Origin of the sequence: Halobellus sp., from assembly GCF_042218505.1 — an archaeon.
Taxonomy (GTDB): Archaea; Halobacteriota; Halobacteria; order Halobacteriales; family Haloferacaceae; genus Haloquadratum.
The window spans coordinates 1-15,493 of record NZ_JBDGQZ010000047.1; the positions used below are offsets into that span (position 1 = coordinate 1).

The following is a 15,493-nucleotide window of genomic DNA, read 5'->3' on the forward strand; positions in this document are numbered from 1 at the left end:
AGAACTGTGCCTTCCCGTAGCCGAAGGGGTGTTCGCGGCTCACTGCCTTGTTGCTGTACCGGATCCCGAGCAGGAGGAATATCTGATTGCCCGTATCGGAGACCGAGTGATACGTCTCCGAGAGCATCGAGGGACTCCCGGTGAGGAGGAATGCGAGGAACTTCAGGATGGCAATGGCACCGTTCGCGACGAGGGCTGCGAGGACGACGCCTTTGCTTCCGGCCATACGGGTTTACTCTGGCGAGGGGGATAAAGTGGTTTCCACCGCGGTCCAGCGCCGAAACGCTTCTGTCGGACACTTCTTGTCGTCGGCCGACGTAGAACGGCTATGCTCGTCGTCGTCTCCGATACGCACAGTACCGATTCCCATCGACTCACGGGGCGGACCCTGCGAGCCGTCCGCGAGGCCGACATCGTGGCACATCTGGGTGACTTTATGCGCGAGTCCGTTCTCGACGCCTTCGAGTCCGAGGCGGACCGGCTGCTCGGCGTCACCGGCAACAACGACGACAGCGGGATCCGCGATCGGCTTCCCGAGGCCCGGTCGTTCACCTTCGCCGGGCTGACCTTCGCGATGACACACACCCAGCGCGGTGGATCAACCGCGCTATCGCTGTTCGGCCGCCAACGTGCCGCCGACGTAGTGCTCTTCGGGCACAGCCACCGCCCCACCTACGACCCGAGCGGCGAAGTCATCCTCCTCAATCCGGGCAGTCACGCTCAGCCACGGGGGAATCGGGCGGCACACGCGGAATTCCAGCGGTTACCAGATGGCGGGATCGACGGGGAACTCGTCACTGTCGGCGGCGAGACGTTCGAATCCTTCGTCATTGACGGCAGCGGGACGGCACGCAGTCGGTGAGTTAACTGACGGAGATGACGCTCGAGAGGACAGGGGAGAGAAAGAATCGACGCAGGTCGGAGCCGGTGGCCGGTGTCGGCCAATCGCCGCGATTCGGAGGGGGCAGGGAGCGATTGCGGCGAGTGTTGACCCGGAAGGGTGGGGAGCCGGGCGGTGACTACTGGCCGGCAGTCCGGCGGGGCTTCGACCCTCACTACCACCAAAGAACGGTATCGTAAAATAAGCGACGTAGACTCAAAGATGGATTTTATCGTCTCGATCGAGCCTGCGGCTACTGTCGCCAGATTAGCGCGACGAACGAGAGGGCGACGACGCCACCGAGGAAGAAGAACGCACCGGGCGGGAGCCCCCCGATAGCTGATCCGATCATCTCAAACAGGCCCCCGCCACCGCCCCCGGCCGACGTAGTCACCGCCGTCTGGGCCGCATCGGTCGCGAGTTGGGCTGCGGTCTCGGTCGATTCGGGCTGTGGAGTCGGTGTCGCCGTCTCCGCGGGCGTCGCCGTCTGGGTCGCCTCCGCGACGCTGATCCCGCCGTCGCTCGTCTGTGTCGCGGACGCGGCTTCGGGCGTCGGCGTCGCGGACAGCTCCGCAGTCGCTTGATCGTTGAGATTGGCTGCACCACCATCACCGCCGTTTGCTCCGCCCGAACCGCTTCTGGTCGCCAGACTCGGCCCCGCTCCAGCCCGTGCGAGTCGATCGACGACGACACTCCCGAGCGCGACGACCCCGAGTCCACCGAGGAGTTGCGTGAGGGCCGACTGCAGCCCGCTGGTGTCGGCTTCGTTCCCCGCGACGACAACGAGCGCCTGGTCCGAGGGAGCATAGACCGTCATCTCCCGGCCCTTCGCGGAGTAGGCCGTCCCGGCCGGGTCGATGAGCCCCGCTGATTCGAGGCGCTCCAGATGGTACTGGGCGTTCTGGATCGACGTATCGATGCGATCAGCAAGGTCAGAAGGTGGACCCGGTTCTTCGTGGATCTCCGAGAGCAACTGCCGCGCCGTCTCCGAAGAGATTGCGGCGAGCAGGTCGTCGACGTCGTCGCTGTCGAGTCCGACGACGCGCGGTTCTTTGTTATCGTCGGAAATCTCTGGCCGGGAGGGCAGGAGATCGGCCATCTCTCCGCGACGATTTTCACGCGTATGTGATGAGTCTTCCCCCTCTTTCCGAACAGGCACCTCCCGGCGACTCGTTCTGGCCGTGCAGAGCGTCAGCCGGGGGAGGGAAGCGTCCACATCAGTGAGATGGCCCACGACGACCCCACGGCGAAACGTCTTTAATAGCGCCGGGGAAAGCGAGGGCTATGATAACCCGTCAGCCGGGACTTATCGGCCGATCCCGTCCGGTCGAGGCCGGTGGCGACCCAGCTCAGGTCGACGTCGCGGTCGACTTCATCGCGTCGAACCCCGCGTTGATCCTCCTCGTGGCGTTTCTACTCACGTTCGTCTTCTTCGCGTACCTGTTCGTACGCCGGACGCTGACGGGACTCCGGGACGGTTTCGACGAAGGGTACCGGGGGAAGTAAGCCGTATGGCTGCGGCCGCTGTGCTTGCGACGCTCGTCGTCGCCGCGCTCGCGAGTCTCTTTATGGCGTGGTCGATCGGTGCGGGGTCATCGGGATCGACCCCTTTCGCCCCTGCTGTCGGGGCGAACGCAATCTCGGTGATGCGCGCCGGGTTCATTGTCGGCGTGCTCGGCCTGGCTGGGGCCGTCCTCCAAGGCGCGAACGTCACGGAGGCGGTCGGGACCGAACTCGTCGTCGGGTCCGTTCTGACGGCCACGGCGTCGACCGTCGCGCTCATCGTCGCGGCCGCGCTCGTCGCAATCGGCGTCTTCGCCGGGTATCCGATTGCGACCGCCTTCACCGTCACGGGCGCGGTCGTCGGCGTCGGCCTTGCCGCCGGCGGCGGGCCAGCGATCGCGAAGTACCAGGAGATCGCGGCGCTGTGGGTACTGACTCCGTTCGTCGGCGGCGGAATCGCCTACGGAACCGCGCGGTTGCTCCGCAAGAAGTCCATCCCCGAGACGACCGCGGTCCCCGCACTTGGCGGGGTGGTTGGCCTGCTGGTCGCAAACATTCGGTTCGCCGTGCTTGGCGGCGAATCTGGCCGGTCGCTTGCGGAGGTCGGCGCGGCCGTAACGCCGCCGATACTCCTCCCAGTCGTCGGCATCGACCTCGGGGTTGCCGCCGTCTCGGTACTGTTCGTCGGCGTCTCCGCCGCGCTGGTCCGGCGTGAAGTAGTCCAGAATCTCGCTCAAGGACAGCGACGGTTTCTGCTGGTTCTCGGCGGGTTGGTGGCGTTCTCCGCTGGTGGGAGCCAGGTCGGCCTCGCAATCGGGCCGCTCGTTCCCCTCCTCGATGCGGTGTCGGTCCCGCTTCCGGCGCTTCTGGTCGGCGGTGGTCTCGGTCTCCTCGTCGGGTCGTGGACCGGCGCACCGCGGATGATCAAGGCCCTCTCGCAGGACTACTCCTCGCTGGGGCCGCGCCGATCGATCGCCGCGATGATCCCGTCGTTCGCAATCGCCCAGACGGCAGTCGCGCTCGGGATTCCGGTCTCGTTCAACGAGATCATCGTCAGCGCAATCATCGGGAGCGGGTACGCTGCCGGCGGTGCGGGCGTGAGCCGCGAGAAGATGCTCAAGACCGTGCTCGCGTGGGCGGGATCGCTCGGGCTCGCGTTCGGGGTCGCCTACGCGGCCTTCACCGGACTGGAGATCGTGCTGTAACCGCCCGCAATCGAGTGCCTCACTCCTGCGGTAGCGACTCCGAATCCGCCTCGACGCCCTCGACGTTTTCCTCCGCGGCATCGAGTACCGGTTCTTCGGGGGTCGTGATCCGCGCCTTCATAATCCGGGTGTTGTCGACCTGTTCGATCCGGATGGTGATCCCGTCGTAGGTGATCTCCTCGCCCTCCTCGACGAGGCGGCCCGCGCGGTTGAAGACGAATCCCGCGAGCGTCTCGAACTCCTCGCCCTCCGGGAGGTCCAGACCGAGTTCCTCGTTGACTTCGTCGATGTTGACCTCGCCGCGGACCAGCGTCTCGCGGTCGCCGACGTACTCAAAGGACTCCTCCTCGTCGTCCTCGAGGATGTCGCCGACGATCTCTTCGACCATGTCCTCCAGGGTGACGAGTCCTTCCGTCGTCCCGAACTCGTCGATGACGATCACCATTCGCAGGCGGTTGTCCTGAATCTCTGTCAGCAGTTCGTCGACGTTCTTCGACTCGGGGACGTGGAGCGTGGGCTGAACGATGTCAGTCAACGAGGCAGTACCCACGCCGTAATGCTTCTCACGCACGAGGTCGCGGACCGTCACGATCCCGATGATGTTGTCCAGATTGCCCTCGTAGACGGGTACCCGTTCGTGGTCGGACTGGACACAGGTCTCGATCGCCTCGTCGATGGTAGCGTCTTTCGCGACGGCCGTCATATCGAGCCGCGGAGTCATCACTTCCTTGACGATCGTCTGGTTGAACCGGAAGATCCGATCGAGCATCTCCCGTTCTTCTTCCTCGATGACGCCCTCGCGCTCGCCGGTCTGGATGAGGTCCTGGATCTCATCGCGGGTGATGTACGAGGTCTCGATGGCCGAGCGACCGCCGGTGACCTTGTTGATCACGCGCGTGAGGTAATCGAAGACGACGACCAACGGGAGCAGGACGTACTCGGAATACTTGAGCGGGCGCGAGATCCGAAGGGCCCACGATTCGGTGTTCTCCACGGCGTACGACTTCGGTGCGCTCTCACCGAACAGTAGGACGAGCGTCGTGATCCCGAACGTGGAAGCCAAGACGGCCGCCCCGGGGTCGAAGTAGATGCTGACGATGGCAGTCGCAATCGACGACATCGCAATGTTGACGATGTTGTTTCCGACGAGAATCGTCACGAGCAGGCGGTGCGGATTCGATTTGAGCTCGGAGACGGTCTCCGCATTCGGGACGCCGGCCTCAACCAGCGAGTCCACGCGGTGTTTCGCCAGCGAGAACATCGCAATCTCCGACGAGGAGAAGAACGCCGAGAACCCGATCAGGAGAAGCACGGCGATCGCACCCGCGATTGTGACCGTCGTGTCGGTGATCGGCACCGTCTGGAGGACGGCACTCGAAGCGAGGGCGGCACCTCCGGCAAACAGGTGCCGTGCTAGTCGCTCGGCGACAGCCGAGAACGCGGCTGGATCGCCGATGTCGAGAAGGCTCCGAAAGGCGAGAGAAACGAGTGGCGGAGATAAGCCCATACGAACACGTCTCTTTGTCTGGCACGGGAATTAAGAGTTGCCCTCGGAGCGTCGGGGCAGCAGACACGGACCGCCGTGGCGCGGTTCTGCACCCCCTGTGAGGACTACCGCGTGCGAAGGGCTTAGGGAAGCGTCGTTCGTATCGGACGTATGAGCGACTCCGACCCACAACTCACCCTGTATCGACTGCAAGCGTGTCCGTTCTGCGAACGGGTCGTCCGCGTTCTGAACGAACTCGGCCTGTCGTACCAGTCGCGTTTCGTCGAGCCGATGCACTCCGATCGGAACGTCGTCAAGCGGATCTCCGGCAAGCGAAGCGTGCCGGCGATCGTCGACGAGAACACCGGCGTGACGATGTCCGAATCGGCGAACATCGTCGAATACCTGCAGAGCACCTACGGCGAAGGGGGTGCGGCCTGATGGTCGACTTCGAGGTCGTCTCGCTTCCGGCGGCGGACCATCCGGAGGAAGGCGAGACAGCGCCGGATTTCACTCGCCCCCTGGTGAACGAGGAGTACTGGGAGGACGCGTCCCTCTCGTCGGTCGTCGCCGAGGGCCCCACGCTGTTGACGTTTCACCCGATGGACGGCGCCTTCCCCACGACGTACATATTGAACGAGTTCGACGACCGCGGGTTCGCCGACCACGTCCAGGTGATCGGCGTCTCGATCTCCTCGCCGTACGAGCACAAGGCGCTGCTCGACGAGCGCGCTGAGGGGGCGCGCCTCTTTTCGGACCCCGCGGCCGACGTGGCCGAGGCGTACGGGATCGACCACGACCTCGACGGAATGACCGGCGTCATCGAGCCCAGACCGGCCGTCTTCCTCCTGGGCGAAGACCGGACGGTCCAGTACGCCTGGGTCGCAAGCGAGTGGCCGGCGTTCCCCGAGTACGACGAAATCGAGGCGGCGATTGCCGACCACATCTGAATGGCGCAGGGGTAGTCGGATGGTTCGACCCGTAGCCCTCTTGCCCGCAGACCAGCATACTGTGTGCAAATGAAGAACTTCGACGCGGTACCGGACGGCGGAGACGACATCCCCCTCGCTCGTGCGGCGACAGCGATCGAAGCCGGAGAGCCTGTCGTCTACCCGACGGAAACGGTGTACGGGCTCGGAGCCGACGCGAGCGACGCCGACGCGGTCGAACGCGTTTTCGATCTGAAAGGTCGGGACCGCTCGAAGCCGCTCTCGGTCGGCGTGCCGACGATCGCTGGAGCACGGCGGTACACTCGCCCGAGTGAGCGTGCGCTCCGGTTTATGAAGGCGTTTCTCCCCGGACCGGTCACCGTCGTCGTCGAGCGGGATCCCACCCTACCGGACGTCGTCACCGCCGGCCGCGACCGCGTCGGCGTGCGGATCCCCGATCACGAAATCGCGCTGTCGCTGTTCGAGCGGGTCGCGCCCATTCCCGTGACCGCGACGAGTGCGAACCGCAGCGGGAATCCGAGCGTGACACAGGTCACAGAGTTGGATGCGTCGCTCCGAGCGGCCGTCGGCGCAGTCGTCGATGCCGGGGAGGCCCCGGGAAGTGAGAGCACGGTCGTCGATCCCGAGCGGAACGTCGTTCACCGCCGGGGTGCGATGGCCGATGCGATCGTGGCGTGGCTCACCGATGAGACTGGGAGCGGACCCGAAGTCCAGACGTAGCGCAGCGGTCGCTTCACCCCAACCCGAGCAACGTTTTCAGCGAGCGCGTCTTCGTCCCGCAGGTCTGCCGATACTCACAGGCGTCGCACTTCGAGGTCTCGTCGGTTCGGCCGGGCACTCCCGACATCGAGCGGACCGTCCACAGCACCCGACGGTAGGCGCTCTTGTTCCGCGTCGTCAGCCTGACCGTTCGGACGATCCCGTGCGTCGGATATTCGACGAGCGCACGCGGGACTGCACGCCCGCGTTCCCAGGCCAGTGCCTTCGCGGCGGCAACGGCCCGGACCCGCTGAGGCTCCCAGACGCCGCGTGGCGGCGGCGTCCCGGGCGAGACGATTGTCGGCGTCGGCGGCGGCGTCTCTTCGGTTGTCTCAGTTGCATCGCCGGGATCGGGAGTGACGCCGAGGAGTTTGTGTGCGATCCCGTGGCAGTCCCGCCCCCGGAGGAACGCGTCACGGACGTCCGGATCGACGAGCGCGTCGTAGTCTTCACGATCGGCGAGCGCCCCGAGGTTCGCGCGGTAGGTCGCAGGCGAGACCTCGATCGGCCGGTCGGCGAGAGCCTCCTCGCTCGTCGCGCGGAGGTCCTCGTACGCGAAGGCGAGATCGCGGACGGCGGCGACGCGTTCCGGCGGGGTGAAGTCGTCATCGCGGCGGGCGTAGTAGAGTTGCCGGGGGCAGTACGCGGCGCGGGCGAGATGCGAGATGGGGATCGTTTCGGAGTGTTCGGGCACAGCGCGGAGTGGTCCCGTTATCCCACTTGAACGCTCGTGCTGCGTTCAGTCGTCCGGCGGTCCGGACAGGGTTGCACCAGGTCGGTTCGCCACCAGTCTGGCTTCACCGCAGTGCTGCATCGACGATTTCGACCTCGAAGACCAGCGTCCGCCCCGCGAGTTCGTGGTTGAAGTCGACCTCGACAGTGTCCTCACGGACGGCGACCACGTCCCCGTGCAGTCCGTTCTCCGCGTGGACGTGGAGGCCGACTTCCGGTGAGTCACCGACCATCGACTCGAACGTCTGCGCGTCGTACTCGCGGATCCGATCCTCACGGACCTCGCCGTAGGCTGCCTCGGGCGGCACCCGAACGGTGTCGAACTCGCCGACGGACATCCCACGGACGGCCTGATCGAGGCCCTCGATGACCTGTCCGTCGCCGACGACGAACGTGAGCGGTTCGTACGAATCTGGGTCGGCCTCGCGGTCGTCTGCTAACTCGTGTTCGATTGCGACCTCGTACTTCGAGGTCCCGAAGACGGTACCGTCCTCGAATCGCCCGACGTATTCGACGGCGATCTCGTCACCAGGCTCGACGGTCATACCGGAGGTGTGATGGCCGTCGGGAATACGCTGTCGGAAGGAGAACCCCCGAGAAGGTGATACGGTTCGGGGGCGAACGCTTTTCAGCAGTGCGCGAGTGTGAGTGGGTATGACCGATGTTGTCGACTTCGATACGGAGACCGCCGACCGCGAGGCACCCTCGCGACTCGGCCGGGTGCTGCTGGGACTCGGACTCGCTCTCCAGGCTTCAGAGGACTTCCGAGATATGGAAGAGAACATCGAGTACGCCGAATCCGCCGGCGTTCCGATACCAGAGATCGCTGCTCCCTTCGCTTCCGGGATGATGCTCGTTTCTGGTATCGGGGTCGCGCTCTGGCGTTTCCCGCGCATCTCGACGGGCGCGACTATCACGTTTCTCACCGTCGTGACCGCGACGATGCACGACTTCTGGAACGCCGACGAGGGCTCGAGAGGCGGCGAGCGCCTGGCGTTCTTCGGCAACCTGACGATGATCGGTGGCGCGCTGGTGTTCCTGCGCGAAGCGTGGAAATGACGCTGCGACGGTGAGAAACCGGATCACCGGGGCAAACACGCCCGAATGATCGACGATTCAAGGCTCAGTCGCCGGGCCCTGCTCGCCGCGCTCGGGAGTGTCGGGACCGCCTCGGTCGCTGGCTGTTCGTTCACACAACGCGAACGCGACGGTGAGACGACGGCGGCCGGCGAATCGCTCGCCAGAGAACTCGCCGAGCGGTTCGCTCCGACGCTGTACTTCGACGCTGCCGAATCGTGGTTTCCGACGGATCCTCGACCGTACGCGAGCGAACAGGACGGCGAGACGGTCGTCGACGGATTCGACGCTCTCGACGGCTATCACGAGCGCTACGACCCGGCCACGAAACCGCCGAATCCGACAGTCTTCTACAACGCCGTCGAGTACGAGAACTCCCCGCTGGCAGTCGTGCAGTTCTGGCTGTACTCCGCGTTCGATCAGTTCACGACGAACTTCCACTGGCACGACTGGGAAGCGCTTCACGTGTTCGTCGACACCGACACCGGCGAACCGCAACTGTTCGTCGCGAGTTCGCACTCTCGGAAGGTCCCAAACAACGAGTTTCTCGACCCCGACCCCGAGACCGTCCCGCGGTTGCTCGCGGAACTCGGCTCACACTCCAGTGCGCTCTCGATCAACGATCAGTTCGACGCGTTTCAGCGACTGCCCAGCCCGGATCTGCTGGCGGACATCACTAACTCCGCCATCACCAGCTTCCAGGACATCTCCGAACTGCCGCTCGCGTACGGCCTCCCGCGCGACGAGAGGGCGCGACTCCCGTATCTCGTTCCTGCGTATGAAGGCGCGCCTATCTACGAACACGAGCGTCTCCCGAATGTCGATCGGGAGTCGTTGCTCCCGCCGTCGCTGACCATCCGGTCCTTCGATTCGCTCTCGTCGCCGCCCGGAGACCTCCCGGCGCGGGCGACCGGCATAATCTTCAGACACGGAGGCCAGGCTGACGGAAACACCGGGTCAGAGGGCGACGAGACGGCGAGCGAGCACGCCTACGATCTCGTCCCGACAAGTGAAATCGAAAACATCGTCGACTTCACTGGGCCACAATTAAGTTACGAGTTCGCGGTCCCGGAGTACGCAGAGGACGGTGTCGCGAGTCACATTACGACGACCGGCGCACCGTGGGGCCAACCGCGATACGAGAATCCCGCCGCGGACATCACCGACCCCAATCACCGCTCGGCGCTGGCTGACCGGTACGACGCAATCGGCGGCGCGGCGCCGATCAACACGGTGGTTTCACGGGTCACGGAAGCAGTGACGACCGACGACGCGCCCGAAGACGAGGGGTTGACGACCCAGGAGACGAACGTCGAGGCCGTCGCACTCATCGAGAGCGATCCCGAAGCGATCCCGACGTTTCGCGGCGTCGTCGTGGCCCGGGATGTCGCGACTGGCGAGCACCGGTTGACCGTCAACGGGGCCGGTCGGGCCCCACACAGCGAACGGATCGCCGTTGGCGAAGGCGCGACGAGCACGCCAACGACGGCGGACGAGACCGACGGCGAAACGACCACGGCGCGTGACGCGACGGTCAGTCCGGAATCCCCGGCGATGACGACGCAATCGACGGCTGCGGGGACGGACACGACCGCTGGGGAAACGAGTCCAGCGGACGAGACCGCGCGCCAGACACCCGGCGAGCGGATCACAGTGGGCGGCGTCGATGGCGAGATCCCGCTCGTAGCCCGCGAAAACGCCCGGAAACTGGAGGTCAACGCCGACGGGACCGACGCCGAACTGACCGATCTCGCGGTCGCAGACGACTTCGCCGGACGCCTGTACGAGTCGCCGCTGGCGGGGTCGGACGCGGTCTACGTGCACCGCGGCGGAGCGTACACGACCGAAGTGCGGGACGCTGACGGTGCCATCGGGGCCTTCCGGGTGAACCCGGGGCCCGACGACGACTCGCGTCTCCGGATCGAGCGCCCCGACACCGGGAAGACGTCGCTGGCGGAATTTCTCGTGTCGATCACGGCGGAGACACAGGAAGAACTACAGAATCTCGTGGACGACGACGCTGAATCCGTGACCGACGGCGGTGGCCGGGCAAACGCCCTCCGCGGACTGCTCACCGCGCTCAGTGCCATTCTCGAAGCGGCGAAGCGGGCGGCGGAGAACGCCAGGAACGGCGACCGGGCGGGAACAGATCAACAGTTGCAGGCGGTCGAGCAGGCGCTCGGACGCGTCGCTGAGGAAATTGAGGCCGCTTCGGGCGACGTTCCGGACCCGCTACAGAACGCGGCGCGAAACCGCGTCGAAGAGGCGGGACAACGAGCGGTACAGGCACAGCGTCTGACGAAGCTGTGAGCTACGGCTACTCCAGTCGGGCTACCTGAGCGTTCAACGATACCGATTTGGTACGGTCCCGATCAGAGATAGTCGATTCTCATAGTAATTGGTCAAATTCGATATGTACGGCGCGGACGGGTCGCGACGAGCGGGGCGGCCCCGGGAAGTTTGCTTGAACAAACGACGTGATGCCGGACGCCCAGCGATTTCCTCGGCATCCCAAACGAGAGCACGAACGCAATCTGTGAGCCAGTGGAAGCGATGCACGAGTATCAAACCCCTTTGAATTCGGTGACCGCGACACCGGCTACGAGAGCGACGGACGATGCAATGTTCATCAGGTATGTGGTGGTAAACGGACCGCTCGCGCCGCGGGGAACTCGCGGCGAGGGACTGACGCCGACGGACGCGCGAAGTGCGGTTCGACGCCGCTTCGCTGCTCGAACAGGACGTGTATCGGACGAGTTCGATTGACGCCGACTGACCCCACAGCCATCGAGTAAATGACACCATCAGACAACGTAGAGTCGAATGATGAGCGAAGCGACGCGGTCGCGTGGAACCAGCGAGACCGGACGTTCGAGGGCCGAAACTGCCGGCGGATCAGCCACGAATCGCTTTACTAAACGCGGCACAGTCCGCAGAGAAGACGAAACGTCACTTCCGGCGCGTCCTCGACGTCGGTCTCGTGGAGTTTCACGCGCCCTCGGGTGAACTCCCCGAGATGCTGTATTACGACGGCGTCGTGATCACTGGCTCGTGGGCCTCCATCTACTGGGACCGCGAATGGATTGCGCGACTCGAGAGCTGGGTCAGTGGCGCTGTCAAGCCGGGATCCCACCGCTTGGGGTCTGCTACGGCCACCAGTTACTCGCCGGTGTCCTGGCTGGGCGCGTTGCGGTGATGGACGGGTACGAGATCGGCTATCGCACGGTCGAACACGACGAGGAGAACACACTGCTTGCGGGCGTCCACGAGCAGTTCGTCGCGTTCACGACGCACGCCGATCGGGTCGTCGAGGCCCCGCTGGGGGCCACGGTGCTCGCGAAGAACGACTACGGGATCCACGGCTTTCGACGCAACAACACGTTTGCTGTGCAGTTTCATCCCGGGTACGACCGCGAGATGGCCGAGTACGTGACCCAGCAGAAGGAAGACGTACTCGCTGAAGAAGAACTACAGGCTGTCCTCGACGACATCACCGAGGAAGAGGACACCGCAGCGCGGCAGACGACGCAGTTGTTCGATAACTTCGCCGACCACGTATCGGAGGTCACCTCCAGACGAGTACGGCGGTGATCACGGGGGAACGCCGAAGATCGTCACGAGCGGGAGGTTGTGCAGCCTCGCGGACACCCGCGGCACCGCTATTTGACGACTCTTCGCAGGGCCAGTATGGCCCGAAGCGAGCCGCCCGAAGTGGTACAGTGCCCCAGTTGCGACGCCCTCGCTGTCGGAGCCCTCGGACTCCAGTGTTGTAACCGAGACGTGAAAGCAATCGGCGGGACGCAGCCACCGGTCGAACCGACGGTAGAAGGCCTCCTCAAAACCGTCTTCGGCATCGGCGGGACGGAACTGGAAGCCTGCTTGTGCGTGATGGAACACGGAGACGTGACCGTCTCATCACGACTAGTCTCGTCTCTCATCGGCGATCGCCGTGAACGTGGGTGGCGATCACCGGCAAACAGTGAGACTAGTCGTGATGAGTCGGTCACGGCATTACTGACAGGACGTGGGCGAGCCGGGGACGACTCTGAGAAAAATACCGTGCGGATCTCGCACGTCGTTCGGTCTCACTTCTCGATTGTGGACTCACTCAGTACGAAGGGTTCGAGAGAACGTCCCGATGAGCAGACGTTTAACTTATAATTCTTTGCATAGCGCTTATTTTTGCGGAGTCCGTAGTTCTACGTGAGTATGGTGATGGAAAAACTCAGGAGCCTCATCAGGCCCGACACGACGTACACCTACGAGTGCACCGACTGTGGCGAGAAGTGGGAAACGGAGAGGGTGCGGGTTAACGCCGAGTGCCCTGAGTGTGGCGGTCCCCCAACGGTGCCGAGTCAGGATACCTGAGGGGCGCAACAACCGGGAAGCCGACCGACACTGGATTTTTTACATACTCGTCCGAGAGATGGCGGATGTCGAACTTCCAAGATCTAATCGACGACCTCCGCCCAATCAGTTCTGGAATCAGCTTCGCGTTGGTCTGGCTGGTGACTGCAGACAGTGGGGGTATGCTGGTGACAGAGCCAAACATAGCGCCGAGTGCAACCTTCTTCGACACGAGTCCGTAACGCAGGTTCTACACAGCGTATGAAAGTAGCCTGCTCAAGGTAGTGAACTGTCTGTATTTTGGGCCCTCAGCCGCTGGGTCAGGCCGTGATTTTATTTGGATGCGAGCGTTGACTAGCGTGTAGACCGAAAGATGGTTGCGTTCAGTTGGGTCGCCACCGCAATTACGTTAGCCGGCCTCAATGTGATACTACTCGGAGCAGCCGGATTCGTCTGGGTGTCGAACTATCGGGAGTTCCGGACGTTTCTGCTTCTGGGATTGGTCGCGTTTGCGGCTGTGATGTTCGTCGAGAACGTGATGATGATCTACTCGTTCGTCAAGTGGGGGACGTTGTACTCCGACAGTATGTTTGCCAAGCAGTTTTTCACTGGGTTGCGGGGCGTTCAGTTTCTCGCGCTCGCGTCGCTTAATTACGTCACGTGGAAGTGAGCGCCGAGACACGCGGGACGATCTTGAGGCAATAGTTTCGGATTTCAGCGGGACGCGATAGTATTCTCCAGCAGTACAACTCGATCGAGGAGGTCGTCCAGGACTTCCGGGCCGAGGACGACCCCACAGAGACGCCCGAGGAGGAAGGCCCCGAAGACGAGTCCCGCAAGGAGACTGAGATCCAGTTGGGGAAGACTACGACTCTGCGTTTCTCGATAGAGTTGCTGAAGCCGTTGAGGATGCGACGCCTGTGTAGCCACACCTTCCCGGCAACTCGGAGGCGGCCTTTATAATATATCGTCGGTCGTTTCGGCTGTTCTGAACTCCCCAAGCGTCGTATAGCGGAGACTTTGCGGGTATTTAGTTTCGTACGGAATCGGGTCTTCGAGTTGATAGAGACTATCGGCTTCAAACCTGACTACCATCTTGTTATCGGCAATTTTGGACCTATCGACGTACGCAGTCGGTTCACGAGTGAGTTCTGCATCTTCTGGTACAACGACATCCCGGACTTTGGCGAAGTACTGTACTTCACGAGCGTTCTGCGTGACATACATCGCTACATAGTCGAAATCTCGCCCGACACGAACGAAGCCCCAAGCGTTGTTCTCTGATAAGAAGGTGAGACCAGACTCGCGAGTCGGGAACACGGCTACCTGTGCGTCCTCGTCACCTTCTATATCAGTCCGACCTATCGTCCCGGCAACGGTGTTATCAGTGGGTTCGATATTGACTTCCCCCGTATCGGGGTCGTCTTCAGATATGTCGTCACCTGATGTGTCGCCATCGTCAGTAGTCGACTCTCCTATGAACTCACGTCGTTCGCGGAGGGCGTGTTGAAGATCGTGAACATAATCGAGACTTTGCTCCTCAAAGTCGAGTGGTATCTCACCCAGTTCGTCCCGTAATACCTCGGCAAGTCGTCCGGCAATCGATTCTTCGCGGTTGCTCAGCCGGCGGATAGCCCGGCTTGTCTGTGTGAGTTGCCGTGCTATATCGTCGGCCCTGCCTGACTGAATTGCGTCTTTCGTCAGTATCTCCAGTATATCAGGGTTCTCTGCCATCTCATCCAAGTCGAAAGTGGCAATCGAGGTTTCACCGTCTTGGCTATCGTCACCGGTAACGCTGAGAATCTCGAAGTCTTTTCCGTTCGTCAGGACGCCCCAGTCGACGGACAACTCCTGTCGCATATAGCTCTGGAGTTGTCGAACGTTGCTCTCGGTGAGGTCAGACCGTGCGGGCTTTGCCTCGATAAACACTACTGGTGTATCACCAACCATCAGAGCGTAATCGACCTTCGACGACTGCGTTCCCATCTGAACGGTGTATTCGAGTTGGACCTCGGTTGAGTAGAAATTCCACCCCAGAAGGTCTACAAACGGTTGAATAAGTTTGACCTTCGTATTCTCCTCGTCCATCTGTGGTGAGGCCTCCAACAGCGTCTGCGACTGGCCGACGTAGTTCCTGACTGCCTCACCGTCCATCGTATCAGATGGTCAGCGTCGGCCTCTACTTCAATCCACCTATAAAAAAGAGTTTAGCACGGTTTGGAGGCGTTTTGCCTATCGGTCTCGTCAGTATCTGGTGGGGGGGTCGCCCCCGAGAAGACGACTTCAGACGACTACATAGAGAGCGAGATCCGACACGCCGACTGACTTGTCGCACTCGTTATCTTGATAGAGCATCCGGGGGACTGTGCGGCAACTCCAGAGGTATGGAAAATTTTCCAAATATCGCCCCTTCCTCTGACCCAAAACCAGCAGACAGCGTAGCGACCGCTCTCTTCGTGGAGAGCGTACTCCGTGGGAAAGACGCGATAAAACACGGAACGTCTCTCTACGGCTCTCAAACGGCCCAAAATCGAAGTCTACGTTCACGGGCTGA

The 15,493-nt window shown here is 62.8% G+C and carries 18 protein-coding genes and 1 pseudogene; 11 read left to right on the plus strand and 8 right to left on the minus strand.

The annotated features are described in order from the left end of the window. The coding region (locus ABEI27_RS12130) for a cation diffusion facilitator family transporter (protein ID WP_375799666.1) at positions 1–226 on the minus strand (226 nt) is incomplete at its 3' end. A gap of 102 nt (positions 227–328) precedes the next feature. Between ABEI27_RS12130 and ABEI27_RS12135 the strand changes: the two genes are divergently transcribed. Continuing rightward, positions 329–862, plus strand: coding sequence for a metallophosphoesterase (locus tag ABEI27_RS12135; RefSeq protein ID WP_375799667.1), 534 nt, complete (start codon positions 329–331; stop codon positions 860–862). A 271-nt stretch (positions 863–1,133) separates the two neighbouring features. On the opposite strand, the gene ABEI27_RS12140 is transcribed toward ABEI27_RS12135, so the two are convergent. Then, positions 1,134–1,979, minus strand: a complete 846-nt coding sequence (locus ABEI27_RS12140; protein WP_375799668.1) for an ArsR/SmtB family transcription factor — start codon at positions 1,977–1,979, stop codon at positions 1,134–1,136. Between the two features lie 185 nt (positions 1,980–2,164). On the opposite strand from ABEI27_RS12140, the gene ABEI27_RS12145 reads away from it, so the two are divergent. Both ABEI27_RS12145 and ABEI27_RS12150 read left to right on the plus strand, forming a co-directional pair. Then, entirely contained in the window at positions 2,165–2,386 is a 222-nt protein-coding gene (locus ABEI27_RS12145; RefSeq protein ID WP_375799669.1) for a hypothetical protein, read from the plus strand. 5 nt (positions 2,387–2,391) lie between these two features. Beyond that, complete coding sequence (locus ABEI27_RS12150; RefSeq protein WP_375799670.1) at positions 2,392–3,588, plus strand: anion permease; 1,197 nt, start codon at positions 2,392–2,394, stop codon at positions 3,586–3,588. A 19-nt stretch (positions 3,589–3,607) separates the two neighbouring features. Here the strand turns inward: ABEI27_RS12150 and ABEI27_RS12155 are convergent, their stop codons facing one another. After that, a complete protein-coding gene (locus ABEI27_RS12155; RefSeq protein WP_375799671.1) occupies positions 3,608–5,095 on the minus strand; it encodes a hemolysin family protein in 1,488 nt (495 codons plus the stop codon). Positions 5,096–5,245: 150 nt separating this feature from the next. Between ABEI27_RS12155 and ABEI27_RS12160 the strand changes: the two genes are divergently transcribed. The 3 genes from ABEI27_RS12160 (at position 5,246) to ABEI27_RS12170 (ending at position 6,744) form a co-directional block, all read left to right on the plus strand. Further along, complete coding sequence (locus ABEI27_RS12160) at positions 5,246–5,515, plus strand: glutathione S-transferase N-terminal domain-containing protein (RefSeq protein ID WP_375799672.1); 270 nt, start codon at positions 5,246–5,248, stop codon at positions 5,513–5,515. After that, positions 5,515–6,024, plus strand: coding sequence for a redoxin domain-containing protein (locus ABEI27_RS12165; protein WP_375799673.1), 510 nt, complete (start codon positions 5,515–5,517; stop codon positions 6,022–6,024). Before ABEI27_RS12160 ends, ABEI27_RS12165 begins: the two co-directional genes overlap by 1 nt. 69 nt (positions 6,025–6,093) lie before the next feature. Beyond that, the gene (locus tag ABEI27_RS12170; RefSeq protein ID WP_375799674.1) at positions 6,094–6,744 is read left to right on the plus strand and encodes an L-threonylcarbamoyladenylate synthase; all 651 of its coding nucleotides are present in this window, start codon (positions 6,094–6,096) and stop codon (positions 6,742–6,744) included. A 13-nt stretch (positions 6,745–6,757) separates the two neighbouring features. Here ABEI27_RS12170 and ABEI27_RS12175 read toward each other — a convergent pair whose 3' ends face one another. Together ABEI27_RS12175 and ABEI27_RS12180 are read right to left on the minus strand one after the other, a co-directional pair. Beyond that, positions 6,758–7,477, minus strand: a complete 720-nt coding sequence (locus tag ABEI27_RS12175) for a hypothetical protein (protein ID WP_375799675.1) — start codon at positions 7,475–7,477, stop codon at positions 6,758–6,760. Positions 7,478–7,580: 103 nt separating this feature from the next. Beyond that, on the minus strand, positions 7,581–8,060 hold the full coding sequence (locus tag ABEI27_RS12180) for a peptidylprolyl isomerase (RefSeq protein ID WP_375799676.1): 480 nt from the start codon (positions 8,058–8,060) through the stop codon (positions 7,581–7,583). 109 nt (positions 8,061–8,169) lie between these two features. Here ABEI27_RS12180 and ABEI27_RS12185 point away from each other — a divergent pair, with 109 nt between their 5' ends. The 3 genes and pseudogenes from ABEI27_RS12185 (at position 8,170) to ABEI27_RS12195 (ending at position 12,183) form a co-directional block, all read left to right on the plus strand. Further along, entirely contained in the window at positions 8,170–8,574 is a 405-nt protein-coding gene (locus ABEI27_RS12185) for a DoxX family protein (RefSeq protein WP_375799677.1), read from the plus strand. 45 nt (positions 8,575–8,619) lie between these two features. After that, entirely contained in the window at positions 8,620–10,902 is a 2,283-nt protein-coding gene (locus tag ABEI27_RS12190) for a hypothetical protein (protein WP_375799678.1), read from the plus strand. 574 nt (positions 10,903–11,476) lie between these two features. Continuing rightward, positions 11,477–12,183, plus strand: a pseudogene (locus tag ABEI27_RS12195) (type 1 glutamine amidotransferase). On the opposite strand, the gene ABEI27_RS12200 reads toward ABEI27_RS12195, so the two are convergent. Next, positions 12,184–12,489, minus strand: coding sequence for a hypothetical protein (locus tag ABEI27_RS12200; protein ID WP_375799679.1), 306 nt, complete (start codon positions 12,487–12,489; stop codon positions 12,184–12,186). It lies immediately after the preceding pseudogene. A 312-nt stretch (positions 12,490–12,801) separates the two neighbouring features. Between ABEI27_RS12200 and ABEI27_RS12205 the strand changes: the two genes are divergently transcribed. Both ABEI27_RS12205 and ABEI27_RS12210 read left to right on the plus strand, forming a co-directional pair. After that, complete coding sequence (locus tag ABEI27_RS12205; RefSeq protein WP_375799680.1) at positions 12,802–12,960, plus strand: hypothetical protein; 159 nt, start codon at positions 12,802–12,804, stop codon at positions 12,958–12,960. 352 nt (positions 12,961–13,312) lie between these two features. Continuing rightward, on the plus strand, positions 13,313–13,609 hold the full coding sequence (locus tag ABEI27_RS12210; protein ID WP_375799681.1) for a hypothetical protein: 297 nt from the start codon (positions 13,313–13,315) through the stop codon (positions 13,607–13,609). Between the two features lie 44 nt (positions 13,610–13,653). Here ABEI27_RS12210 and ABEI27_RS12215 read toward each other — a convergent pair whose 3' ends face one another. Continuing rightward, complete coding sequence (locus tag ABEI27_RS12215) at positions 13,654–13,869, minus strand: hypothetical protein (protein ID WP_375799682.1); 216 nt, start codon at positions 13,867–13,869, stop codon at positions 13,654–13,656. Positions 13,870–13,896: 27 nt separating this feature from the next. After that, the gene (locus ABEI27_RS12220) at positions 13,897–15,093 is read right to left on the minus strand and encodes a type I restriction enzyme HsdR N-terminal domain-containing protein (RefSeq protein ID WP_375799683.1); all 1,197 of its coding nucleotides are present in this window, start codon (positions 15,091–15,093) and stop codon (positions 13,897–13,899) included. Between the last annotated feature and the right edge of the window lie 400 nt (positions 15,094–15,493).